Here is a 24945-nt window from a genome sequence, read left to right as displayed (position 1 = left end):
GGGCGCACCGCGTCGACAGGCCCCGACCGCTCACTCGCGAGTGGTCGGGGCCTGCGTGTCCGGCTCGGGGGCGAGCGTGAAGTAGTTCTCCTCCTCCTGGACGAAGTGCAGCCGTAGCAGCGCGTGCAGTCCGTACAGGCCCGCGAGCAAGTCGTCGACCTGGTCGGCGGTGATGGTCCCGGCCGCGTCGGCCCGCGCCAGATGGGTCCGCAGCCGGCGTGCGAGGCGGTCGATCTCGGCGTGCATGCGACTCATCGTGGCGGTGGCCTCGGCGGTGCCCAGCGGGGTGGCGAGCGCCGGATACAGCTCGCGGTCCTCGGCCTCCTCGTGAGGCAGCAGGGTGTCGAACAGGAACGCGTCGACACGGCGGAGGCCGGTGTGGGCGGCGGCGAGATTCCCGGACGCGAGCAAATCCGCGGTGTCCCGCAGAATCGCCAGCTGATCGCGCAGGTCGTCGTGCTCGGCCGAGAAGCGGTGCAGCAGCGCCTCGGTGTCCTCCGGTAGCGGCACCGCGTCGCCGAGACCACCGCGCAGTGCCCGCAACGCGTTGAGGATGACGGCCACGTCGATGCCCTCCTGCAGCAGGGCGCCCGCGGCGGGCGGCAGCACACCGAACGCCGCGAAGCCCATGGCCACCAAGGACAATCCCATGCCGACCGTGGCACTCTGCACGGCGATGCGCCGGGACCGGCGCGCGATCGCCATCGCGTCCGCGAGGTGGTCGAGGCGGTCGGTGGTGAGCACGACGTCGGCCGCCTCCGACGTGGCCGTCGAGCCTCGGGCACCCATCGCCACGCCCACGGTCGCCGCCGCCAGCGCGGGCGCGTCGTTCACTCCGTCCCCGACCATCACCGTGACGGCCCGGTCGCGTTCGGCGCGGACCCCTGCCACCTTGTCGGCGGGCGTCTGTTCGGCGTGGACGCTGTCGAGGCCGAGGACCGCGCCGATCTCGGCCGCCGGTTCCGGCCGGTCCCCGGTGAGCATGACGAGCCGGTGCAGCCCCGCCGCGCGCAGCCGGCGCAGGGTGCGGGCGGCGTCGCGGCGCACCGGATCGACCAGCAGAATCGCCCCGGCGAGGGTGCCGTCGACGGTCACCCACACGGTCGCGGCACCGTCGAGTGCCGCCCGGCCGTGCGCCGAACGCGCCCACGGCGGTGCGTCCGCGGCCAGGGTCAGCGTCCCGACCGCGACACGGTGACCGTCGACGGTCGCGGTCACACCGGTCCCGGCCTCCTCGTCCACGTCCGTGGGCAGCGACAGGGGCAGGCCCCGGACCTTCGCCTCCTGCACGATGGCCTCGGCCAGCACGTGCGGCGAGAGCTGGTCGGCCGACGCGGCGAGCCGCAGTACCTCGGTGGCATCGCCGTCGGGTGCGGTGAGGACGTCGGTGCCGGTGGGGCGGCCGGCGGTGAGCGTGCCCGTCTTGTCCAACACCAACGTGGTTGCGTGCCCGAGGTTCTCGAGCGCGCCCCCGTTGCGGATCACCACGCCGCGGCGGGACGCCCGCGAGAGACCCGACACGATCGCCACCGGCGCGGCCAGCAGGAGCGGGCACGGAGTGGCGACGACCAACACGGCGACCGCGCGGGTGGCCGAACCGCTGAAGAGCCACGCAGCGCCGGCGACCGTGAGCGCCAACGGCAGGAACCAGGCTGCGATGCGGTCCGCGACCCGTACCACCGGCGCGCTCTCGGCGGCCGCGTCTCGGGCCAGACGGACGATACCGGCATACGTGCTCTGCTCGGCGGTCGTGCGGGCCTGCATCTCGAAGGGGGCTCCGGCGTTGACGGTTCCGCTGCGCAGCGCCTCCCCACGCCCGTGCGGCACGGCCAGCGGCTCGCCCGTGAGAACGGATTCGTCGAGCACCGCCGACTCTGACGTGACCCAGCCGTCGACCGGCACCACCTCACCGGGCCCCACCACCAGCGTGTCACCGGCGACCACGGTGTCGAGCGGCACGGTGTCGACGTTCCCGCCCACCCGGCGCCGCGCGGTGCGGGGCGCGTGATCGAGGAGGGAGCGCAGGTCCTTGGTGGCCCGGCGTTCCGCGGCCGCGTCGAGGGTCTGGCCGGTGGCCAGCATGACGCCGATCAACGCGCCCGCGAGGTACTCACCGACCGCCAGCGTGCCGACCAACGACAGGACCGCGATGAGATCGACCCCGACCCGGCGGCGGCGGAGCGCGTCGATCACCCACCACGCCGCGGGCACGACCGCGACGACCGTCCCGGCGATCCAGCACACGTCCGCGACGTCGCGGGCGCCGACGAGCCAGGCGACGGCGCCGGCGACCAGTGCCACCGTCGTGACCGCCAACAGCGCAGGTTCCCCCAGGCGGCGCAGTCGGGCGCGCTGCCGGGATCGCACGTCGGCCTCCACCGTGCCGCTCCCGGTCGTCACGCCGGGGTGAAGGTGAGGGAGCCGTCGTCGACCGGCGTCTCGCGCAGGACGGCCACGTCCTTGTGGTAGTCCATCTGCAGATTCCACGGATCCTCGGTGCCGGCCTGGGGCCACCGGTCGAGGGATCGCTGGATGTACCCGGCGGCGAAGTCGAGCAGCGGCCGGGTGCCCATTCCCGCGCGCTGCTCGGCCACCGCGACCTGCGCGCCCCGGCGGTCCATCGCCGTCAGCAGCCGGCACAGGTATTCGGCCACGAGATCGACCTTGAGCGTCCACGGCGCGTTCGTGTATCCGAAGACGAACGAGAAGTTGGGGACGTCGGAGAGCATCGTGCCCTTGAACACCAGTCGTTTCGTGATGTCGACCCGCTCGCCGTCGATGCACAGTTCCAGACCGCCGAGGGCGAGCAGGTCGAGGCCGGTCGCGGTGACGACGATGTCGGCGTCGAGGTGTCGCCCCGACGCGAGCGCGATGCCGGTCTCGTCGACGGTCTCGATCCGGTCGGTGACGACCGATGCCTTGCCCTTCCGGATCGTCGCGAACAGGTCGCCGCCCGGCACGACACACAGCCGCTGGTCCCACGGGTCGTACCGGGGATTGAAGTGTGTGTCGACGTCGAACCCGTCCGGGAGCATACGTTTGTTCAGCCAGCGGATCACCGCCCGCGCCCGACGGGGAAAGCGTTGGCAGAGCTTGTAGATCCAGACGTTCAGCGCGATGTTCTTCTTCCGGGCCAGCCGGTAACCGCGGTGGTCGCCCAGCACACGCCGGAACAGGTCGGACACCGTGTCCTCCGCCGGCAGCGGAATGATGTACGACGGCGACCTCTGCAGCATCGTGACGTGTTCGGTGGCGTCGGCCATGGCCGGAATCAGCGTCACCGCGGTGGCGCCGGACCCGATGACCACCACCCGCTTCCCCGCGTAATCCAGGTCCGCGGGCCACTGCTGCGGGTGCACGACGCGCCCGGTGAACCGTTCGATGCCGGGGATGTCCGGCGTGTACCCCCGGTCGTAGTTGTAGTACCCGGTGGCACAGAACAACCAGTCGGTGGTGAAGGTCGTGATGTCGCCGGTGTCGCCGTTGCGGGCGGTCACGGTCCATCGGGCGTCCGTGGAGGACCACTCGGCGCGAACCACCCTGTGGCGGTATCGAATGCAGTTCTCGACGTCGTACTCGCGGGCCGTCTCGCGGATGTAGTCGAGGATCTCGGCGGCCGGGGCGAGAGCCTTGCGTCCCTTCCACGGCTTGAAGTCGTAGCCGTAGGTCTGCACGTCCGAGTCGGAGCGGATGCCGGGATACCGGAAGAGGTCCCAGGTTCCGCCCGAGGCTGCGCGGGACTCGAGGATCGCCAGTGTCCGCTCGGGGTGTTCGCGCCGGAGCCGGGCGGCCACGCCGATCCCGGACAGCCCGGCGCCGACGACGAGGACATCGACATGGACAGGTGTGGGGGCGTCGGTCTCGCTCATCGGATCCTCCGGCTACGGGTGCTCGTGAACGACGTCTGCCCTGCACGTTATCCCCATCGACGCCGGTGGGGCGAGCATCCGACCCTCGGATCGACCGCGGGGGACGACAATGGGCGGGAGACGGACCGGGCGCCGGAGCCACGGCCACTCCCGAGGAGGCACGCGTGAACGAGATCCCCGACATCGATCCGAACGCCCGACCGAGCGGTACCGGCTGCGTCGAATGCGAGGCCGTCGACGGGTGGTGGGTCCATCTGCGTCGCTGCGCCGCGTGCGGGCACATCGGCTGCTGCGATTCGTCTCCGGGGCAGCACGCGAGCGCTCATGCCGCCGCATCCGGGCATCCGATCATCCGCAGCTACGAGCCGGGTGAGACGTGGTTCTGGGACTACCGCACGCAGCAGCTCGCCGACGGCCCGGAACTGGCTCCCCCACAACATCACCCCCTCGAACAGACGGCGCCGGGGCCCGCCGACCGTGTGCCCGTCGACTGGGCCGACCGAATCCACTGAGAGGCTTCCCGTGAGCTGATCCCGAGTTCGCGCCGGCCGTCGGCGTCGTGCACGCCTGACGGTGCCCCAGACGCGAGCGACCCCGCACCTTCCGGTGCGGGGTCGCTCGCGTCTCGGGTGGTGTCAGCCGAGCTTGGCGATCAGATCGGCGCGCTGGCGGGCGCCCAGACCGGACACGCGGCGGGTCTCGGCGATGCCGACCGACTCGGCGATGTCGCGGGCCTTGATCTTGCCGACCTTCGGCAGGGATTCGAGCAGGTACAGCACCTTGGTCTTGCCGACGAGTTCGTCGGTGTCTGCCTTGTCGAGAACCTCGACGAGGGTGAGCTTGCCCGACTTCAGGCCTTCCCTCAGCTCGGATCGCGCCTTGCGGGAGGCGGCGGCCTTCTCGAGCGCGGCGGCGCGCTGTTCGGGGGTCAAGGTGGGCAAAGCCATGGATGTGCCTCTCTGTCGCGGAACCCGGAATGGACCCCAGGCTAGAACGCAATGGGCTTCTGCGCGCGTCAAGTTGGCTCCGCGTGTCGAGTTCTCGCGTCCATTCGCGTCATTTGCCCGTCCAGTTCGGTTTACGTTTCGCGAGAAATGCGCTCATCCCTTCCTGCGCGTCGCAGGTGACGGCGTTCTCCGCCATTGTCTCGGTCATCAACGCGTACGCCTCGTCCTGCGGCAGATCGATCTGTCGATAGAACGCCTGCTTGCCGATCGCCAGAGTCAGAGGACTGGACTCGGCGATGCGTGCCGCCAGTTCTCTGACACTAGCGTCCAATTGGTCCGGCGGCACAACGACATTGACCAGGCCCCAGTCGGCGGCGGTGGCGGCGTCGACGGTCTCGCCGGTGAGCAACATCTGCATCGCACGTTTGCGTCCCACCGCCCGGCTGAGCGCGACCATGGGCGTGGAACAGAAGAGACCGATCCGTACGCCCGGCGTACCGAACACCGCGTCCGACGACGCCACCACCAGGTCGCACGACGCGGCCAACTGACACCCTGCCGCAATCGCGGGGCCCTGCACAGCTGCGATCACCGGCTGCGGAACGGCCTGCACGGTGTCCATCATCGCGGTGCACGCCTCGAAGACGATCCGCTCGTCGTCGAGGGTGCGGTCGACCATTTCGGAGAGATCGTGCCCGGCGGAGAACACCGGCCCCATCGCGGCGATCACGACCACCCGGACCGCGGGATCGCGCGCGAGCGTACGCAGGGCGGCGGTGATCTGCCGCATCACGCTGACGGACAGGGGGTTTCGCTGACTCGGCCGGTTGAGCACGATTCGCGCGATACCGGTGGCGTCGTCGGCGTCCGATTCGATCATGTCACCCATGCTTCCAGTCCTCCCTCGGACTGTACTCGCGCCGTACGCCCGACTGGCAGGATCGAAGACGTGAGTATCGCGAATCTGACCCGTGCCGAGACCGCTGCGCGATCCGCGGCGGTGACCGTCCGCTCGTATCGGGTGGAGTTGGACGTGACCGACGCCCCGGACGACAGCGAAGCCGGGTTCCTGACCACGACCACGGTGGAGTTCGACGCCACCACCACGGACACGTGGCTCGACTTCATCGGCCTCGAGATCCGCTCGGTGATCGTCAACGGTCAGTTCGTGGACGTCGAATACGACGGCGCCAGGATCGCCCTTCGCGGCCTGCGCAAGTCCAACACCGTCGTGGTGAGCGCGGTCGGCGAGTACAGCCGTACCGGTGAGGGGCTGCATCGGTTCCACGATCCGGTCGACGGTCACACCTACCTCTACACGCAGTACGAACCGTCGGACGCCCGTCGCGTCTTCGCGTGCTTCGAGCAACCGGACATGAAGGCGCCGTTCGTCTTCGAGGTCGTGGCACCGACCGGATGGGAAGTGACGTCCAACCGTCCCCCGGCGGTCGCCGAGGACGACGAGGACCGCGTCACCGTCGAGTTCTGCCCCACCCTCCCGATCTCGACCTACATCACGGCCATCGTGGCGGGTCCGTATCATCGCGTCGAATCGGTGTGGCGCCGAGGAGATCTCGAAGTTCCGTTGGGAGTGCTGTGCCGTGGGTCGCTCGCGCAGTACCTCGACGCCGACACGATATTCGAGGTCACGAAGCAGGGACTCGACTTCTTCGCCGAGCACTTCGACTACCCGTACCCGTGGGGGAAGTACGACCAGGTCTTCGTGCCCGAGTACAACCTCGGCGCGATGGAGAACCCGGGCTGCGTGACCTTCACCGAGGCCTACGTCTTCCGCGGCGCCGCCACGGCCGCCCAGTACGAGGCGCGGGCCAACACCATTCTGCACGAGATGGCCCACATGTGGTTCGGCGATCTGGTCACCATGGTCTGGTGGGATGATCTGTGGCTCAAGGAATCCTTCGCCGACTACATGGGTGCGCTGGCGTGCGCCGAGGCCACCGAATGGACCGACGCGTGGGTCGCGTTCGCGAACCGCCGCAAAGCGTGGGCGTACTCGCAGGACCAGCTACCCACGACACACCCGATCGTCGCCGACATCGTCGACCTCGAGGCCGCGAAGCTGAACTTCGACGGCATCACCTACGCGAAGGGTGCGAGCGTCCTCAAGCAACTGGCCGCCTACGTCGGCCGTGACGCGTTCTTCGAAGGGTCCCGACGGTACTTCCACCGTCACGCGTTCGGGAACACGACGCTCGCGGACCTGTTGACGGAACTGTCGGCGGCATCCGGACGTGATCTGGCGGTGTGGGCACGGGAATGGTTGCAGACCACCGGCGTCTCCACCGTGACCCTCGAGCGCGCCGCGGCGGGGTACGAGATCGTCCAGACCGATCCGCGTCCGCACCGGCTCGCCATCGGTCTCTACGACTTCGATGCTGCCGGCGACCTCGTGCGGCGGGAGCGGGTGGAGTTGGACGTCTCCGCCGCCCGCACCCCGGTGGACCTGCCCGATGCGCCGCTGCGGCTGCTCAACGACGGCGACCTCACGTATGCGAAGGTGCGCCTCGACGGTCCGTCCCTCGAGACGGTGGAGCGATCGCTCGATCGCGTCACCGACCCGCTGGCGCGCGGCCTGATCTGGTCGGCGCTGTGGAACGCCGCCCGCGACGGGGAACTCGACCCCGAGCGATACCTGTCGATGGCGTGTGCCTTCGCGCCGTCCGAGACGAACACCGCACTGTCGGCGGCCGTACTGGCGAATGCGTCGTTCACTATCGCGCACTACCTCACCGACGACGCCCGGGCCAGGTGGCGTCGGGACCGGCTCGAAACCTGCTGGGCGGCAACGCACCGGGCCGAGCCCGGGTCCGGCGCTCAACTGGCGTGGGCGCGGGCCCTCGCGGCGGCAGCGGTTGTGGACGACCGATACGCGTCCGACATCGGAGCGATGCTCGCCGGTGATCGTCCGGCCCCCGCGGGGCTGGCGTTGGACCCCGACCTGCGCTGGGCGCTGTGGACTGCGCTGTCGGCGACAGGGCATGCCACCCCGGCCGATCTGGACGTCGAGCTGACCCGCGACGACACCGCGTCCGGGCGGATCGCGCAACTGCGGGCGCTCGCCGCCCGGCCGGACGCGGAGGTCAAGGCACGGGCGTGGACGTCCGCGCTCGAGGACACCGGATTGAGCAACGACCAGCTGGACGCCGTCATCGGAGGCTTCCGCGCAGGTGAACGGCGCGATCTGATCGGCCGCTACGACGACGAGTACTTCGCCGCGCTGCGGCGGGTGTGGGCGCAGCGCAGCATCGAGATCGCTCGCCGGATCGTGCTCGGGTTGTTCCCGGCGGCGGACTCGCTCGACGGGGTGGACTCCTGGCTCGCCGTGAACGCGGACGCCCCGGCCGCGCTGCGTCGTCTGGTGGACGAACAACGCGATCACCTGGCCCGGGATCTGCGGGTGCGCGGTGCATGGCGTTAACGGGGTGTGACGCCTTCTTTACGCGCGGACGCGCGAGCGTTTCTTTTCTGTAATAGCTTGCGGATACGGGCATTGTCGGCTTGGAAACTGTTGCGGCGCTGGGCTACACATGCAGTGGCGCCGAGAACGGCGACTGACGCGAAGCACCTGCTTCACAGAAACAAAGGGGAACACGATGGGTTCTGAGGAGTTTGCCACGGCCCTGGGCTCGGTCGATTTCGACCAGGTTGTCGCGGGTGCGGAAGCGGTGGGGGCGTTTGCCGCACTGATCGCCGCGCTGGGGACGTTCGCCGCGTTGCTCATCTAGGTGTCGGCGACCACGGTCGAAGTGTGTGGGGTCCGAAGTCGCTCGTCGGCTTCGGGCCCCACACGCGTGCCGGCTCAGATGCGCTTGACCAGTCGCTCGTACCGCTGTCGTGCGGCCTGGGTGCTCCCCAGTCCGAGGCCGAAAGCGATTTCCTGCCAGGTCATTCCGTTTCGACGGGCAAGTTCCAGCACCAGTGCTTCGAGCTGATCCATCTCGGCCCGCGCCTTGGGGATGAGTCCGAGCGCGGCCGTGAGGTCGGCGGTGTCGACCTCGGGCTCTCCGGGGTCCGGCGGGTGGACGCCGCCCGCCACCGCGGCCACGATACGGACGGCACCCAGCGGATCGAGCATCTCGGGGTGAGACTGTCGAGCCCGCTGCTCCGGCGTGGCGCCGTGGCGTTCGGCGATCCGGAACAGGCCCGCGTACTCACGGTGCGCACGCTCGCGGCTGGGATCGGGCCGTGTGAACGGTTCGTCGGGCATGAACCCACCCTGCCGGAGTGAACAGAGTGTTGTCAACAAAGTGTTCCCCTCGACGTCCTCCCGGGCCGCCGGTCCGGATGGACCGCCCCCTTGTTTCCGGCGGTAGGCTCACAGCGTTCACGCTTCGGTGAACGGGAGTGGCGAGTCGTCGAGAGGCACCGGATGCCCGAGCTGTTTCCGGACAGCGAGGTCGCGGCTGCGATCGGTCCGACGACGGCAGCGCTGCGCCGCCCCTGCCGTCGACCGCGACTCGGTCCGGACGGGCCGGCGTCATGAGTGCCGCCCTGGCCGACCCCGGGCTCGCGCTGATTCTCCTGTGCGTCGTCATGGTGACGCTCACTGCTGTGGTGTATCGACTCGGTGGTCTGGGCAAGCCACTCACCGCACCGTGGGCCGCCGCCCGGGGCGCCCTCCAACTGGCCGCCGTCTCGCTGGTGCTCGCTGCGGCGTTGGCGCACCTGTGGTCCTCGTTCGCGGTTCTGGCGGTGATGTTCGGTGCCGCAGCCGTCACGGCGGGCCGCCGGGCCCGGGCCGGGCGATCGGCGGTGTGGCTCGCGTCGGCGCTGGCTTCCGGTGTCGGGGTGGTGCTCCCGCTCATGCTCGTGAGTGGGGTGGTGCCGATGACGGGCGTCGCGTTGGTGCCGATCGGGGGCATCGTGTTGGGCAACGCCATGACGGCGACAGCGCTCGCCGCCAAACGTGGACTCGACGCGATAGACCAACGCTGGGGTGAGGTCGAGGCGGGACTGAGCCTGGGGTTGACCGTCCGGGATGCCCGGATGGAGGTGGTGGGACCGGCGGCGTCCGACGCGTTGCTGCCGGGCCTCGACCAGACCCGGACCGTGGGGCTGGTCACGCTGCCCGGCGCCTTCGTCGGCGTGCTGCTCGCGACCGGCTCCGCCGTGCAGGCCGGAGCCGTGCAGATCCTCGTCCTGGTGGGGTTGCTGCTGGCGCAGACGTGTGCGGTGACGGTGGCGATCGAGCTGGTCGCCCGCGGCGTGGTCCATCGACCCCGGACGCAGTCGGTGTACTGAGGCCGCCACCGGGGGAACACCGGGTGAACATTCGGTGCGGAGCCCACGGCGAGTTGTACGTGCGTGCGAGTTGAGTTGTCATACAGGGGTGTACGAGAACTTCGAGACGATCACCCGCCGAGGGATGCTCCGCGGATCGATGGTGTTCGCCGGTGCCGGCCTCGCCGCGGCGGTGACCACCGGACGCGCCTCGGCCGAGACCCCGTCGCCCGCGGTCTTCGGCCACGGCGTGGCGTCGGGCGACCCGCTCCCCGACCGGGTGATCATCTGGACGCGCGTCACCCCGTCCGCCGAGGCCGTCCCCGGCTCGGGCCGTGGTCGACCGGTGTCGGTGTCCTGGCAGGTTGCGGCGGACGCCGATTTCGCCGACGTCGTGCGCAGCGGCAGCGTGATCGCGGGACCGGACGGCGACCACACCGTCAAGGTCGACGTCAGCGGATTGCGTCCCGGCGCCGGGTACTTCTACCGATTCGTGGCAGCCGGGCAGACGTCCCCGGTGGGCCGGACCCGGACCGCCCCGGCGAACGACGCGGAGATCGCGCGTCTGCGTTTCGGCGTCGTGTCCTGTTCCAACTGGGAGGCCGGCTGGTTCGCGTCGTACCGCCACCTCGCCGAGCGCGACGACCTCGACGCCGTCCTGCATCTGGGTGACTACATCTACGAGTACGGTCGCGGCGAGTACGGCGCACGCACCGGATCGGTCCGGTTGCACGAACCGGCACACGAAATCGTGTCCCTCGCGGACTACCGGATCCGTCACGCGCAGTACAAGACCGACCCGGACCTCATGGCGCTGCACGCGAAAGTCCCGTTCATCGCGACGTGGGACGACCACGAGTCCGCCGACAACTCCTACGAGGGTGGGGCGGAGAACCACGACCCGACGACCGAGGGTGACTGGGGTGCGCGCAAGGCTGCGTCGATGCAGGCCTATTTCGAATGGATGCCAGTGCGCGTCAACGGGAGCGGCGCCGGGACGCCGCTGTATCGCCGCTTCCGCTACGGGTCGCTGGCCGAGATCTCGATGCTCGACCTGCGAACGTATCGCGACGAGCAAGCGTCCGCGGGGGCGGGATGGCGCAAGGTGGACGCACCCGACCGTACGATCACCGGTCGCGCCCAGATGGACTGGCTCACGAGCGGTATCGCCACCGCGACGGCCCAGTGGAAACTGGTCGGCAACCCCGTGATGATCGCGCCCTGCGTGTTCCCGCCGTTGGACGGCCGCACCATGGGCGCCGTCACCGACACGATCGGTGTGCCCGCTGCCGGTATCCCGTTCAACACCGATCAGTGGGACGGCTACACCGCCGATCGGCGCAGACTGTTCGACACGATCACCGCGAACGGAGTGCGCAACACCGTCTTTCTGACCGGTGACATCCACACGTCGTGGGCGTGTGATCTGCCCGTGGACGCGGCGAACTACCCGGGCGCCGGAACGGTCGGGACCGAGTTCGTGGTGCCGTCGGTGACCTCGCCGAACATCGACGACATGCTGAAGGTGCCGCCACGCACCGCCACGGTCGCGGCCGAGGAGGCGTTCAAGGCGATCAACCACCATGTCCGGTACGTCGAGCTCGACTCCCACGGGTTCGGTGTGTTCGAGGTCGACAAGCACGCGGCGCAGATGGACTGGTTCTACGTGAACGATCCCACCGATCCGCGCGGCACCATCCGCCACGGGGTGAGCTATCGGGTTGCGGACGGTACACAGCAGGCCCACCCGGTCGCCGCCGCCCTCGACCCCGCCGGGTACCGCCCGGGCGCGTGAGCGCCGTCCGCGCGGTAAACAGGTCTCGCCCATTCCGCTGTAGCCGGCACCCACGTTCGGGTGTCGGCTGTAGCGGTGTTCGGATTGGCTTGTCCTACAGGGTTCAACAGCCTCGTTCAGGCAGCGTGTGGTCCGGCGCGATTGTGGGCGGGCATGGGTTTCTTGTACGGGTCCACCAGTGACGGTGGGGTGAACCAGGGATGGTGGTCGGCGCCGATCTGCACTTCCCAATGACTGTGATGCAGCAGCCGGTGGTGGTAGCGGCACAGGAGCACGAGGTTGTCGAGGTCGGTGGGTCCGCCGTCGGCCCAGTGGTGGATGTGGTGGCCTTCGCAGTGGGCGGGCGGTGCTCCGCAGCCGGGGAAGGCGCAGCCGTGGTCCCGGGCGATCAGCGCCCGGCGCTGCTTCTTCGACACGGTTCTGGTGGTGCGGCCCAGATTCAGCGGTACACCGTCGTCCATCACCACAGGGGTGAGGTGGCAGTCGCACGCGAGGCGGCGGGCGGTCGCGATGGTCAGCGGCCCGAGGTGTGGGACGCGCGCGACGTCCCTTTCGTGAAATTTTCTGCCGCCGAACAGATCCGGTGCGTCGGCGTCCGCGTCTCGAGCCGTCCACTGCTCGTGGTGGTCGTGGTCGTGGTCGTGGTCGTGGTCGGTGCGGGCGAGGTCGCGCGCGTTCACGTGCAGCGACAGGTGGGGCCGCTCGCCGCCTTCGATGGGTGCCTCCCCGGAGTCGAGGTAGCGGCGCAGGATTTCGGCGAATGCCTCCGCCCGCCGCTGCCCCGGGGTGCGGGTCGCGGCGGGGTCGTCGTTCGGGTTCCGCGGTTTCGTCAGCGCGGACAAAGCGGTCAGCAACATCTCGCCGGTGACAGCATCCAAGTCGCCCTTGACCGCGACGCGCCCGTTCAATGTCTTGGAGGCGTGGAACTCGTTTCGGTCGGCGTCCTCGCTGGGCGGGAGCTCGTCGGATTCGAAGATCCGCTCGAGCCGCGAGATGCAGGTGCGCACACTCATCGTGGTCGCCGCGGGATTCGCCGCGCAATCCAGGAGCACCTGCCGGCACGACGGAAGGGCCTCGAAGGGCATCCCGCGCGGCGGCTTTTCGCAGAACTTGGTGATCAGACCAGCATGCTCGGACGAGACCTGCCCTCTCTCGTGCGCCTCGGCGATCTCCGGTTCCCGCCGCAGCGCCTTCCCCAACGCCAGGATCCGCGCCGCCGCCGGCACCTCCAACAACGTGTTGGCCGCCAACCACTGCTTGACACTACGGAACCCCAGCGTGTCGAAAGATACTGCACGCTCGTTGATTTCGGCCACCGCCGTCACACGTAGAGCTTCGAGCTGCTCGATCAGACGAGAGAGATCAACCGTCGTGCGCACCAGATCCAACTCGGCCAGCCCCCGCACGTCACCGTGACTCAGTTCGATGAGTGCAGCAGCTGTGGTGTTGAGTCCCCCCGGATTCATGACTCGAGTATAATTCGAACTAGTGTTCGAGTCAAGGAACTTTTCGTGCGTCAGAGTTTCATTAGCATTCACACATGCACGTCGACATCGAAGGCGCCACACGCGTCGCCCACCGCGCCGCAGAGTTCGACTGGACCTGGGCCGTCGACGACCTCGAACCCCAGGGCCCCGGCAAAGTCGTATGACCGCACGTCAGGCGGCATGAAGTAGGTCGACCGGCCGGTGTGGGTTGCGGCTGTGGTGCCGTAACCCAGCAGCGATGCTGGTGTGGCCGGCCAGACGCAGAATACTGTCGGCGGTGTTGTGGATCGTGGCCATCACCCGTGGAGCGGTGCCGGTGCGGATCATGCACCGGTCTTCGTCGAACGTGACGTCGCGAACCCAGTGCAGGCGGTTCTCGATGGCCCAGTGCCCGCGGAAGGCCGCGACCTGCTCCGGAGCGGCAGAGGTCATCGGCATCGAGGTGATCAGGTAGACGACCTCAACGGTCTTGTGGCCGCTGCGGGTGACGGTGCGACGAACCTGCAACACCTGGCAGGCGTGCGGGAATCCGAGTCCGGCACCGACTTCGGTCGCCTTGATCGTGCGGCGTTCGAGTCGTCCGTGACCGCACCCGGTGATCGACGACGAGACCGGAATAGCGTTCCAGGGCAACGACTTCAACAAGTTCCGTAGGCATCGTTGATTGTTCTTCACGGTGAACACATAGTGCCCGCCGCGGCCGACGATGTATTCGGCGGTGGCCCGCTGACAGTGCAGGGCATCCGCGGTGACCACGACATCGGTGAGGTCGAGCGCATCGAGCAGATCGGTGACCAGCGGGATCTCGTTGGTTTTCGCGCCGACCTCGACCTGCCCGAGCACCACCCCATCTCCATGGTCGAGGGCGGCGGGTAGATGCGTCAGATGTCCGGCCGCGTTCTTCGCGCCCCGCAACGTCTTCCCGTCGACGGCGATCACCCGTCGGCCGTCAACCACTCGGGTTCGCAGCCACGCCCACACGCCGATGGCCTGGTCCAACACGGTCGCGTCGAGGCGGGCGAGGGTTCGCCGAATCGTCGATTCCGATGGTGGCCGGCCCTCGATCCCGAGCCGGTCCAGCACATCCACCGGCACGTCGCCGACCCATTCGGCGACCGCAGTGAACGAACGCGCGCCGGCACACACCGCCGCCAACGCCACCGACAGGATCACCGCCAGCCGGTGCCGGACCCCACGCCGGGCCCGCGGATCGGGCACCAGGTCGAGCACCTCGAGGATCCCGATATCCGACACCGGAGCATGCGTGGGAGAAGGTAGGGCTGCGGGCACGACTCGTTCCTCGGGGGATTGTGTGGGAACTTGAATCATCACCGAGACGGTCGTGCCCGCCCCAATCTGCACCCTCGATCGTGTGCCACTCCATCGTGAAACCGCAGCTCAGCAGGCATCACTCACGACTTTGCTGAGGCCCTGCTGGTGGGCGGTGCACATGTATGCGCGGACAGAGTGGCCGTCGCGATACCTGCGTGCTACACCTCCTCGTCGGACGAACTGCCGAAGTACTCGTCCCACTTGTCGATGTACTCGTCGATTTGGTCTTGCTCTGCTTCGTATTGAGGGCTTGCAATGCTCACGAAGTCCTTCCGCTCTCCCCGAAAGGCAGTGACCACCACGGTAGGCAGGTCCCACCGCATCCTGCCCTCCTCACGACGAGTAGGTAGCCCAAGCTCAGTCAACAATCGACTGCACAGTCCGGTGAACCACACTCCTAGCAGCCCGCTGGATTCAGCTTCCTGTTCACCCAAGCTATCCGTGACACCGAAGTCGATCTTCTTGACGCTGTTCACGTCGAGATTCGCGGTCCCTCCAGGACGTGCGATGTTGAGGCCTGTTGTTATCGACGCGCCTAGTTCCCGATATTCGGTGACGGTCCAGCCTGCGGCGGCACAGAATCGGTCGAGGTCATCTCGTGACCAGGTCCACTCGAATTCTGCTGCCAGGCGCACGATTTCGGCAGCACGGTCAAAGTCGGTACGCATGGTCGCATCGTACTGTGAAGGTGGCTCGGGGCACTCCTTGATGGCAGGGGTTGGCACGGGGTCTTTGATCGTCGGCTGACCACAGAGCCGTCGAGGCCGAAGTGATGGGCCAGAGGCAACCCACGCCGGCCGGTCGACCTACCGCCTGACGTGCGGTCATACGACTTTGCCGGGGCCCTGCCTCGAACCCTTCTGCGCACAAGCTGGATGGGAGCTCGTTGAATCGGATCAAAACGGCGCCTCAATACGAACGAACCTCCATGTCAGCCGGCCGGAGGCGGACATGTACAGGCGGAACCGTTCGATGCGCTACATCTCGATCTTCGTCTCGGACGTGGCGGATGCTACGCCCATGACAGTGGTGCGTCCTTTGCTGGACGACGGGTTCACGAACCTCGATGTGGGACTTACCGCGCTCCTGGGGACAGCCACGAGCGCCGAACCCGGACCAACGGCAGTTCTCGGGTGGGACCTGCCGAAAGCGGTCATTTCACTGCACCTGAGTGTTGGTGCGATCTTCCTCGATCTGACGAGTCCGGGGTATCAGGCATGGATGGATGAGCCCGAACAGGAGTACGAGGACGAGGACTAGCGATCGAGGTCGGTGAGATCGCATCCGTTGCGGGAACAGTTTTGCGCGCTCCTCACGCGAATTGGGCCGCTCATATCGAAGGGTGTCTAGTTGCTCGGTGGTTCGGGCGAGTGGGAGGGCAGAGAGGTCCTCATTCTCGACGCGGTCACTCCCCGCCGAGTTCTTGACGCAAGACAACGGACTGTTCCTTCACCGGCACCATCCACCAGCCCAGCACGGCCGGAATCCGAGGACTTGCCGGCGATCCGATTCGTCGAACAGCGGTGACCAGAGCGGCACGAACGGAAATGGTTCGAAAACACAATTCTCGCGCCGACCGAAGTGGAATGCGCCGGAAGTCCGGGCCGAGTGGAATGGAAAGGCGTTCTTTCCACCTCCAACATATAGCCGGCCCGGGGGCTTGCGGCAAGGCCCCGGTGATACCGCAGAATCGCTCACCTGTGTCGCGGGGACGGGGAAGGTGAGGGCAGATGCCGGCTCGAACATACGAAGACGAACTGCAGGCCGAACGGGAGTACGTGCGCGATCTCTACGAGCGGCTCGACGCGGAGCGGGCGCGGGTGAAGGCGCGGCACGGCAAGGCTTTGCTGGACCGCGGCGGAACGCTCGTGGATCGCGAGGTCGAGGTGGCGACGTCGGCGCGGGAGATGCAGCGGTTGGACGTCGCCGATCACGGGCTGTGTTTCGGTCGTATGGACGCGGTTTCGGGTGAACGGCGGTACATCGGTCGGATCGGGATCTTCGACGAGGCCGACGAGTTCCACCCGCTGCTCCTCGACTGGCGGGCACCGGCGTCTCGGCCGTTCTACGTGGCCACCGCGGCCCACCCGGAGAACATGCGCCGACGCCGCCAGTTCCTCAGCCGAGGCCGTCAGGTGGTCGAGTTCACCGACGAGGTCCTCGGTCGTCCCGACGGCGCCGACTCGGACGGCCGGAGTGACTCGGCGCTGCTGGCCGCCGTCGACGCCCCCCGCGGTGCGGGCATGCGCGACATCGTGGCGACCATCCAGGCCGAACAGGATGCGATCATCCGGCTCGACCACTCCGGGGTGCTGGTGATCGAGGGCGGACCCGGTACCGGCAAGACCGTGGTCGCGCTGCATCGCGTCGCCTACCTGCTGTACACGCAGCGCGAGCAGATGGAGCGTCACGGCGTACTCGTGGTCGGGCCCAATTCGGCGTTCCTGAGGCACATCGACCGCGTGCTGCCGTCGCTGGGCGAGACCAACGTCGTGTTCACGACCACCGCCGGTCTAATACCGGGCCTGCACGTCGAGGACGAGGATGTGCCGGAGGTGGCCCGACTGAAGGGTTCGCTGGCCATGCTCGACGTGCTCGCGGCCGCCGTCGCCGACCGGCAGCGTCTTCCGGAGCAGCCGTATCCGATCGAATTGTCCGGCGTGGCATTGCACATCGATGCCGGGATCGCGGAGTGGGCACGTGAGGAGGCGCGTGCGAGCGGTCGTCCGCACAACGAGGCACGGTCGGTGTTCCGGGAAATCGTCACGTACGTGCTCACCGAACGGGCGATCGGCCGCATCGGCAAGGGCTGGCTGTCGCGATCGGATCGGGCGGCATGGGAGCAGATGCGGGCCGAGTTGGTCGATGAGCTCGCTCAGGACCCGACATTCACGGCGGCTCTCGATGCTCTGTGGCCGATCCTGACGCCGAAAGAGCTGCTGGCACAGCTTTACAGCTCGCCCGAGCGATTGCGGGCAGCCGGGGCCGACGACGCCTTGTGGCGCGCGGAGGCAGATGCCTGGACGGTGTCGGACGTGCCGTTGCTGGACGAACTGATCGATCTGTTGGGGTCCGACAAGGGGCCCGACCCCAGCGCCGAGCTCGAGCGGAAGGCGCGCACCGAGTACGCCCAGAACGTGCTCGACGGCCTCGTCGACCGGGCCGATCACATGGAGGGTGACGATCTCCGGTTGTTCGCGAACGACGTGCTGGACGCCGAGATGCTCGCCGAACGGTTCGTCGACCGCGACACCCGCGACCTCGCGGAACGTGCTGCGGCGGACCGTGACTGGACCTACAGGCACATCGTCGTGGACGAGGCTCAGGAACTGTCCGAGATGGACTGGCGGGTGCTGATGCGACGCTGTCCGAGCAAGTCGTTCACCGTGGTCGGCGATCTCGCGCAGCGCCGGTCGGCGGCGGGCGCGCGGTCGTGGAACTCGATGCTCGACCCGTACGTACCGGGCCGCTGGCTGTACCGGTCGCTGTCGGTGAACTACCGCACCCCCTCCGAGATCATGACGGTCGCAGCGGCGGTGCTCGCCGAGTTCGCGCCCGACGTCCGCGCACCCGAGTCCGTCCGGTCGTGCGGTGTGCGGCCGTGGTCCCGCCGCGTCACCGACGACGAGCTTCTCGACGCCATGAAGAAATTCGAACGGGACGAATCCGGCCGCGCGGGCACCAGTGTGGTGATCGGGCCGCCTGGCACACCGGGTGCGGTGCCGGCGTCGGAGACGAAAGGCCTGGAGTTCGACGCCGTCCTGGTGGTCGATCCCGACCGCATCCTCGCCGCCGGCCCTCGCGGTGCGGCCGAGCTGTACGTTGCCCTCACCCGCGCCACCCAGCGTCTGGGGGTGCTTCACCGCGGACCGCTCCCGTCGTCGCTGCGCGGCCTCGCCGAGACCGCCCACTGACGAAGCGAGCGATCACCGCCGCCGAGCGACGATGTGCACCGCGGGGAATCGTTGCACCGCGTCCGGCCGGTTGACCGTCCGCCACACCTCGTCGAAGCCCGCGTCGGCCAACTCGTCGCCGAGCCGGTCGGGGTGCCAACGCCACGCCGGCGCCACCCGATGGTCGAACTCCTCGACCTCACCCGCGGCGTCGGTGCTCTGGCCGGCCACCGCCACGAATCCGCCGGGGGGCAGGCGCGTGGCCCAACTCGTCAACACGTGCGCCACCTCGGCCGGAGGCACGTGGATGAGACTGAAGCGCGCGAGAACCGCTCGGACGTCCGACCCGTCCAGGTTCGTGCGACCGAGGTGGGCGTCACCGTGGACGAACCGGAGCTCCGGATGGTGGCGGCGGGCGAGGCGCAGCATCTCGATGCTGGGGTCGATTCCCACCACGTCGAGTCCGCGGCCGGCGAGGTCGGCGGCCACGTGCCCCGCTCCGCAGCCGACGTCCAGCACGACACCGTCGAGCCCGTCGCCGAGGACCAGATCGGCGAACGCGGCGACCACGTGACGTTCGAGTGGGGTCGTGTAGGCCTCCGGGAACGTCTCGTCGTAGAGCTCGGCGAGGGCGTCGTATCCGGGTTGGTGCATGCGGCGCAGTGTCCCAGACGCGCTCCGTGCGGACACCGACCTCCGTGCGGACACGCGGTCGCCGTCGTCCTTCGGGCTACATTCGAGGACATGAGCGCAGAACCCGACGTCCGTCGTCGTCGCCTCGCCGTCTGGATCGCTGCTGTGATCGCGGTCCTGGTGGTGGCGGCGGGCGCCGTGCTGCTGTGGGTGCCGTCGCGGTACCTCCCGTGGGATACGGCCGCGTTCCCCGACATCGACCGCACCACGTTGTCACCCACGCAGGTGAAGGTGGTGGACCTTCTCGAGGCCGAACACGATCAGCAGCGGCCGGGCACCTTCTACTCCGACGGCGCGAAGGAGCCGTGGTGCGCCAACTTCGTCAGCTGGATCATGCGCGAGGCCGGGGAGCCGTTCGCGAACCCCAACTCCGGATCGTGGCGGATCCCCGGTGTCTACACGCTGCAGGAGTACTACGAATCCCAGGGCCGTTTCGAACCGGCCGGCAACGGCTACCGGCCGGAGATCGGTGACGTGGTGTTGTACGACAACGAGTTCCGGCTGGGCCAGCACACCAACTTCGTCGTCGCGATCGACGGTGGCACCGCCACGACCGTCGGCGGAAACGAGCTCGGCAAGATCCGCGTTCACGACCTCGACTGGCAGTCGGACGGGGCGGTCGTCGGGTTCGGGCGCCTCGACAGCTGATCCCGCGGGGCCTCACCACGCCCAGCGCAGCGCCGCGGTGATCTCCTCCTCCGTCGCGCCGTCGAACTTGGCGATCTCGGCCCGGCGCACGTCGACGAGCGTGGCCGACAGTTCCGCACCGAACGCGTCGGTGAGCACCGCATCGCTGTCGAACGCCGCGGTGGATTCGGCAAGGGTGGTCGGCAGCCGGTGGACACCGCGTCGTCGAAGCTGCTCCTCGTCGAGAGAATTCGGGTCGACGTCGAGCAGTTCCGGCAGCGACAGGCCCTCCCGGATCCCCACCGCTCCCGCGAACAGCAACCCCGCCATGCACAGGTACGGGTTGGCCGACAGGTCCGGCACCTTCACCTCGAGATTGGCGGCGCGGTCCTCCTCGCCCGCGCTCCCGGTGATCAGCCGGAGCGCGGCCTCCCGGTTCTCGGGCCCGCACGCCTGGAACGGCGCCGACCACTGGCCCGGCACCAACCGGAGGTAGCTCGCCACCGACGGTGCGCTCACCGCGGACAGCGCCGGGAGGTGATCGAGGACGCCCGCCGCGAACGCCTCCGCGGTGGCCGTCAGGCCGCAGGGGCCGTCACCGCCGCTGTGCAGATTGCGGCCGTCCCACCACAGCGACAGGTGGACGTGCCCACCGTTTCCCACGCCGCCGGCAACCACTTTGGGGGAGAACGACACCCGCATGCCGTGACGGATCGTGACGGCCCGGACGGTCTCGCGCACCAGAACGGACGTGTCGGCCGCCGCGAGCGGGTCCTCGGCGGCCACCGACAGCTCGAACTGGCCGGACGCGTACTCGGGGTGGATCTGCTCGACCCGGACGTCCTGCTGTCGTAGCGCCGACAGCAACGCCGTCAGGTAGTCGGACTTCTCCACCACACGGGTGAAACCGTAGGCGGGCCCACGGGTGGCGGGAACGAAGCCGTCCGAGGCGTCCTCGCCCACCACCCACTCGATCTCGAACGCGGCCCGGACCGTCAGCCCCTCGTCGGCGAGGCGAGCGACGGCGCGACGGAGGGCGTCCCGGGCATCCTGCGGGTGCGGCTCCCCGTCCTGCGTGCAGCGGTCCGCCGGCGCCCAGGCCCACCCCGGCTGGGCCGCGAGGACCGTGAGGCGGTCGAGATCCGGGAGCAGGCGCAGATCGCCGATCGGCCCGCCGGCGTAGCGTCCGGCGACGATGTCGTCGTCCGCGGTGTACGCATCGAACGACGGCGACGCGCCCACGCCCCACGTGGCGGCGTGCTCGAGGCGGTCCAGTGGGACGGCCTTGGTGCGTACCACGCCGCTGTTGTCCACCCACGGCAGCGCGACGGCGACGACACCGCGTCCGGCGAGGTCACGCGTCAGGCGTGCGGCCGCGAGTGCCCGATGGTCGCGCTCGGGGCGGTCCATCGCATCTCCCTTGCATCGGGGCCGGTCGGCGGCAGAATGGCAGGGGTGGTGTCGTTACCGGACGATACGCCGCGGAGCTCCGATCGCGGCTCGATTGCGGAGATGGTCGACGCGCTTCCGCTCGTCGACCATCACTGTCACGGTGTGGTGCCCGAGCCGCTGGACCGACGGGATTTCGAATCGCTGTTGTGCGAGGCGGCCGCGCCCGGCCCGTGGCACGGCAGCCTCTTCGACACCCAGGTCGGCTTCGCAGTCCGCCGACTGTGCGCACCGGTGCTCGGCCTGCCACCGCACGCGGCCGCCGACGCGTACCTCGCTCGGCGTACCGAACTCGGTGGCGACGAGGTCTCGCGCCGACTGTTGCGCGCGGCCGGGATCGAGGAGTTCCTCGTCGACACGGGTTTCCTCGCCGATCGGCTGACGCCGCCGGACCGGTTGGCGACCGACGCGGGTGGCCGGGCGCGGGAGGTGGTGCGGCTCGAACCCGTCGCCGAGGCCGTGATCGCGTCGGGAAGCGTGGGGGCGTTCGCCGACGCCTGCCGGACCACGCTGGCCACCGCCGCGGGCACCGCGGTCGCGTTCAAGTCGGTCGCCGCCTACCGGGTGGGGCTGTGGTTGGCTCCGGATCGGCCTTCCGACGCCGCGGTCTACACGGCAGCTGCGCGATGGGCGTCGGACATCGCCGCGGGTGCGCCGGTGCGGTTGGCCGACGAGACCCTGATCCGCTTCCTGATCTGGACCGCCGTGGATCTCGGTCTACCGTTGCAGTTCCACGTGGGGTACGGGGACGCCGACACCGATCTGCACCGGGCGGACCCGCTGCTGCTCATGCCGCTGCTGCGCGCGACGGCCGACCGGGGCGTCCCGGTCATGCTGCTGCACAACTACCCGTTCCACCGGCACGCCGGTTACCTGGCGCAGGTGTTCGACCACGTGTTCGTGGACGTCGGGTTGGCGGTGCAGAACGTCGGCGGGGGAGCGGTCCGCGTCCTCACGGAATTGCTCGAGCTGGCGCCGTTCGGGTCGGTGCTCTTCTCGTCGGACGGATTCGGGTTGCCCGAGTTGTTCCACATCGCCACCGCACGGTTCCGATCGGCGCTCGTGACGGTGTCGACAACCGAACTGGCGCAAGGCAACTGGTCCTTCGACGACGCGCGGCGGGTGGCACGCATGATCGCCGCCGACAACGCCCGGCGCGCCTATGGTCTCGGACCCGGCCCGGCCCCGTCGACCGGGTAGTCCGAAACGCCGGAGCCGGGGCCCTGTGATCCGGGTCTCTCCCATGGCATAGTTTCGGGCCACAGCGGCACGCCACCCGGCGTGCATCGAGCCAGGAGCAGTCGATGTTGAGTACGATGAATGATTTACCTCTTTCCATCGCGCAATTGCTGCGCCACGGAAGTACCGTCCATGCGGACGCCGAGGTGGTCACCTGGACCGAGTCGGGCGCGCGTCGCCGCACCTACGCGGAGGTCGGCCGCCGGTGCGCCGCGCTCGCGCACGCGTTGCGTGGTCTGGGCGTCGACGGCGACGACCGCGTGGCAACCTTCATGTGGAACAACGCCGAGCATCTCGAGGCCTACCTGGCGGTGCCGTCGATGGGTGCGGTGCTGCACACGCTCAACATCCGGCTGTTCCCGGAGCAGTTGATCCACGTGGCCAACCACGCCGAGGATCGGGTGATCATCGTCGACGCGACGCTGATCCCGCTGCTCGCCCCGCAACTGGCGCAGATGAAGACCGTCGAGCACGTGATCGTCACCGGTGATTCTACGGCCGGCCTCGAGGCGCCCGAGGGTGTGCAGGTGCACACGTACGAGGGCCTGATCGCGGACCGTCCCACCGAGTTCGACTGGCCCGAGCTCGACGAGCGGGCTGCTGCGGCAATGTGTTACACGTCGGGCACGACGGGTGACCCGAAGGGTGTCGTGTACTCGCACCGGTCGATCTACCTGCACTCGATGCAGGTGTGCATGACCGACGGGCCGAGCCTGGCGCAAGGTGACCGCGCGCTCGCGGTGGTGCCGCAGTTCCACGCGATGTCGTGGGGACTTCCCTACGCGGCGTTCATGATCGGCGCGTCGTTGATCATGCCGGACCGGTTCCTCCAGCCGGGTCCGCTCGCCGAACTGATCGCGGCCGAGCGACCGACGTTTGCGGCCGCCGTCCCGACGATCTGGCAGGGACTGCACCTGTACCTCGAGCATCACCCGCAGGACATCTCCTCGATGCGGGAGGTGCTCATCGGCGGTGCGGCGGTCCCGCCGTCGCTGATGCACGCCTTCCAGAACGACCACCAGGTGGCCGTGCTGCACGCGTGGGGCATGACCGAGACGTCGCCGCTGGGGTCGGTCGCGCGTCCGCCGGCCGACAGCACGGGGGAGGACCGCTGGAAGTACCGGTACACCCAGGGCCGGTTCCCGGCGTCCGTGGAGGCGCGGTTGATCGACGACGATGGCAACCGAGTTCCCCACGACGGCACCAGCATCGGCGAGCTCGAGGTGCGCGGTCCCTGGATCACGGCGTCGTACTACGGCGTCGACGCGCCGGAGAAGTTCCGGGACGGCTGGCTGCGCACCGGTGACGTCGGTTCCATCACGCCGGACGGGTACCTGACGTTGTCGGACCGCACCAAGGACATCATCAAGTCCGGTGGCGAGTGGATCTCGTCGGTGGACCTCGAGAACGCGGTGATGGGTCACCCGGCCGTCGCCGAGGCCGCGGTCATCGGCATCCCGGACGAGAAGTGGGACGAGCGGCCCCTGGTGGCGGTGGTGTTGCGCGAGGACAGCGACACCACGCTCGATCAGCTGCGGGACTTCCTGGCCGACAAGGTCGCCAAGTGGCAGCTGCCGGAGAACTGGGCGGTGATCCAGGAGGTGCCGAAGACCAGCGTCGGCAAGTTCGACAAGAAGCGCCTGCGCGCCGACTTCCACGACGGCAACCTCGACATCACCCGGCTCTGACCCTCCGGACCTGCCACGCCGGTTCGACTGCGTGGCAGGTCCGCGGGCTCACGCCCGTTCGAGGCCGACGTCGGGCGCCGTCGGCGCGCTCGTCCACTTGGGCGTCGGCGGCACCCAGGTCGACATCGCGGCGCGCACGGCGTCGAGATCGTCGACGATCCGCAGCGCGTCCCGCTGCTCTGCGGCCACGAAACCGGCGTCGACGAGGTGCTCGACGAGCGCGACGAGGGGTTGCCAGAAGCCGCCCGCGTCGAGCAGGAACACCGGCTTGTCGTGCAGCCCGAGCTGCTGCCAGGTCCAGATCTCGAAGAACTCGTCGAGCGTGCCGGCGCCGCCGGGCAGAACCACGAACGCGTCCGCGAGCTCGGCCATCCGCTGCTTGCGGGCGTGCATCGACTCGACCACCTCGAGGATCGTCAGTCCCGGGTGCGCGATCTCCTTGTCCGCGAGATGACGCGGAATGACGCCGACGGCCTCTCCGCCTCCCGCGACGACGGCGTCGGCCACCGCACCCATCAGGCCCACCCGGCCGCCGCCGTACACGAGGCCGATGCCCGCCGCGGCGAGGTCGCGGCCGAAGGTCGTCGCCGTCTGCAGGTGCACCGGGTCGTGGCCGGTGGCCGATCCCATGAACGCGGTGATCCTCATCCCACTCCTCAAATGCAACGCAACGTTGCGTTGCACT

21 protein-coding genes are annotated in these 24945 nt (G+C 68.9%); 10 read left to right on the top strand and 11 right to left on the bottom strand.

The features are described from left to right. Nucleotides 1–30: 30 nt before the first annotated feature. Both E7742_RS18175 and E7742_RS18170 read right to left on the bottom strand, forming a co-directional pair. The gene (locus tag E7742_RS18175; RefSeq protein WP_137801292.1) at nucleotides 31–2379 is read right to left on the bottom strand and encodes a heavy metal translocating P-type ATPase; all 2349 of its coding nucleotides are present in this window, start codon (nucleotides 2377–2379) and stop codon (nucleotides 31–33) included. Nucleotides 2380–2396: 17 nt separating this feature from the next. Continuing rightward, nucleotides 2397–3869 carry a flavin-containing monooxygenase gene (locus E7742_RS18170; RefSeq protein WP_137800220.1) on the bottom strand — a complete coding sequence of 491 codons (1473 nt, stop codon included), beginning with the start codon at nucleotides 3867–3869 and terminating at the stop codon, nucleotides 2397–2399. Between the two features lie 164 nt (nucleotides 3870–4033). Here E7742_RS18170 and E7742_RS18165 point away from each other — a divergent pair, with 164 nt between their 5' ends. After that, entirely contained in the window at nucleotides 4034–4381 is a 348-nt protein-coding gene (locus E7742_RS18165) for a UBP-type zinc finger domain-containing protein (RefSeq protein ID WP_137800219.1), read from the top strand. A 123-nt stretch (nucleotides 4382–4504) separates the two neighbouring features. Here E7742_RS18165 and mihF read toward each other — a convergent pair whose 3' ends face one another. Continuing rightward, nucleotides 4505–4816 (bottom strand): integration host factor, actinobacterial type, encoded by a 312-nt coding sequence (gene mihF / locus E7742_RS18160; RefSeq protein ID WP_137800218.1) that lies wholly within the window; start codon nucleotides 4814–4816, stop codon nucleotides 4505–4507. Nucleotides 4817–4925: 109 nt separating this feature from the next. Next, nucleotides 4926–5696 carry an enoyl-CoA hydratase gene (locus tag E7742_RS18155; RefSeq protein WP_441346928.1) on the bottom strand — a complete coding sequence of 257 codons (771 nt, stop codon included), beginning with the start codon at nucleotides 5694–5696 and terminating at the stop codon, nucleotides 4926–4928. 69 nt (nucleotides 5697–5765) lie between these two features. On the opposite strand from E7742_RS18155, the gene pepN reads away from it, so the two are divergent. After that, on the top strand, nucleotides 5766–8255 hold the full coding sequence (gene pepN, locus E7742_RS18150; protein WP_137800216.1) for an aminopeptidase N: 2490 nt from the start codon (nucleotides 5766–5768) through the stop codon (nucleotides 8253–8255). A gap of 175 nt (nucleotides 8256–8430) precedes the next feature. After that, complete coding sequence (locus E7742_RS23670; protein ID WP_302660081.1) at nucleotides 8431–8562, top strand: hypothetical protein; 132 nt, start codon at nucleotides 8431–8433, stop codon at nucleotides 8560–8562. A gap of 74 nt (nucleotides 8563–8636) precedes the next feature. Here E7742_RS23670 and E7742_RS18145 read toward each other — a convergent pair whose 3' ends face one another. Continuing rightward, the gene (locus E7742_RS18145) at nucleotides 8637–9044 is read right to left on the bottom strand and encodes a DNA-binding protein (RefSeq protein WP_137800215.1); all 408 of its coding nucleotides are present in this window, start codon (nucleotides 9042–9044) and stop codon (nucleotides 8637–8639) included. Between the two features lie 272 nt (nucleotides 9045–9316). Between E7742_RS18145 and E7742_RS18140 the strand changes: the two genes are divergently transcribed. Beyond that, the gene (locus tag E7742_RS18140; protein WP_137800214.1) at nucleotides 9317–10078 is read left to right on the top strand and encodes an ABC transporter permease; all 762 of its coding nucleotides are present in this window, start codon (nucleotides 9317–9319) and stop codon (nucleotides 10076–10078) included. Between the two features lie 124 nt (nucleotides 10079–10202). Further along, a complete protein-coding gene (locus E7742_RS18135) occupies nucleotides 10203–11852 on the top strand; it encodes an alkaline phosphatase D family protein (RefSeq protein ID WP_175420636.1) in 1650 nt (549 codons plus the stop codon). Nucleotides 11853–11968: 116 nt separating this feature from the next. Here E7742_RS18135 and E7742_RS18130 read toward each other — a convergent pair whose 3' ends face one another. The 3 genes from E7742_RS18130 to E7742_RS18120 all read right to left on the bottom strand — a co-directional run bounded on the left by E7742_RS18130 (nucleotide 11969) and on the right by E7742_RS18120 (nucleotide 15339). Further along, on the bottom strand, nucleotides 11969–13318 hold the full coding sequence (locus E7742_RS18130; RefSeq protein WP_137800212.1) for an HNH endonuclease signature motif containing protein: 1350 nt from the start codon (nucleotides 13316–13318) through the stop codon (nucleotides 11969–11971). Between the two features lie 192 nt (nucleotides 13319–13510). Continuing rightward, nucleotides 13511–14593, bottom strand: coding sequence for an ISAs1 family transposase (locus tag E7742_RS18125; protein ID WP_254699059.1), 1083 nt, complete (start codon nucleotides 14591–14593; stop codon nucleotides 13511–13513). Nucleotides 14594–14829: 236 nt separating this feature from the next. Then, nucleotides 14830–15339, bottom strand: coding sequence for a DUF6301 family protein (locus E7742_RS18120; RefSeq protein ID WP_137800211.1), 510 nt, complete (start codon nucleotides 15337–15339; stop codon nucleotides 14830–14832). A gap of 166 nt (nucleotides 15340–15505) precedes the next feature. Between E7742_RS18120 and E7742_RS18115 the strand changes: the two genes are divergently transcribed. Both E7742_RS18115 and helR read left to right on the top strand, forming a co-directional pair. Next, nucleotides 15506–15931, top strand: a complete 426-nt coding sequence (locus E7742_RS18115; protein ID WP_254699058.1) for a DUF6301 family protein — start codon at nucleotides 15506–15508, stop codon at nucleotides 15929–15931. A gap of 470 nt (nucleotides 15932–16401) precedes the next feature. Further along, complete coding sequence (gene helR, locus E7742_RS18110) at nucleotides 16402–18585, top strand: RNA polymerase recycling motor ATPase HelR (RefSeq protein ID WP_175420524.1); 2184 nt, start codon at nucleotides 16402–16404, stop codon at nucleotides 18583–18585. Between the two features lie 12 nt (nucleotides 18586–18597). On the opposite strand, the gene E7742_RS18105 is transcribed toward helR, so the two are convergent. Beyond that, nucleotides 18598–19218: a class I SAM-dependent methyltransferase gene (locus E7742_RS18105; RefSeq protein ID WP_137800210.1), complete on the bottom strand. Its 621-nt coding sequence runs from the start codon at nucleotides 19216–19218 to the stop codon at nucleotides 18598–18600. Nucleotides 19219–19308: 90 nt separating this feature from the next. Here E7742_RS18105 and E7742_RS18100 point away from each other — a divergent pair, with 90 nt between their 5' ends. Next, entirely contained in the window at nucleotides 19309–19905 is a 597-nt protein-coding gene (locus E7742_RS18100) for a CHAP domain-containing protein (RefSeq protein ID WP_137800209.1), read from the top strand. Nucleotides 19906–19917: 12 nt separating this feature from the next. Here E7742_RS18100 and E7742_RS18095 read toward each other — a convergent pair whose 3' ends face one another. After that, the gene (locus E7742_RS18095; RefSeq protein ID WP_137800208.1) at nucleotides 19918–21294 is read right to left on the bottom strand and encodes a glutamine synthetase family protein; all 1377 of its coding nucleotides are present in this window, start codon (nucleotides 21292–21294) and stop codon (nucleotides 19918–19920) included. Nucleotides 21295–21396: 102 nt separating this feature from the next. Between E7742_RS18095 and E7742_RS18090 the strand changes: the two genes are divergently transcribed. Continuing rightward, complete coding sequence (locus E7742_RS18090) at nucleotides 21397–22533, top strand: amidohydrolase family protein (protein ID WP_175420523.1); 1137 nt, start codon at nucleotides 21397–21399, stop codon at nucleotides 22531–22533. Between the two features lie 104 nt (nucleotides 22534–22637). Further along, nucleotides 22638–24260: a long-chain fatty acid--CoA ligase gene (locus E7742_RS18085; protein WP_137800206.1), complete on the top strand. Its 1623-nt coding sequence runs from the start codon at nucleotides 22638–22640 to the stop codon at nucleotides 24258–24260. 48 nt (nucleotides 24261–24308) lie between these two features. Here E7742_RS18085 and E7742_RS18080 read toward each other — a convergent pair whose 3' ends face one another. Next, complete coding sequence (locus tag E7742_RS18080; protein ID WP_137800205.1) at nucleotides 24309–24908, bottom strand: TIGR00730 family Rossman fold protein; 600 nt, start codon at nucleotides 24906–24908, stop codon at nucleotides 24309–24311. Between the last annotated feature and the right edge of the window lie 37 nt (nucleotides 24909–24945).

Origin of the sequence: Rhodococcus sp. SGAir0479, from assembly GCF_005484805.1 — a bacterium.
Lineage (GTDB): Bacteria > Actinomycetota > Actinomycetes > Mycobacteriales > Mycobacteriaceae > Prescottella.
This window is presented reverse-complemented; position numbering and strand designations above follow the sequence as displayed.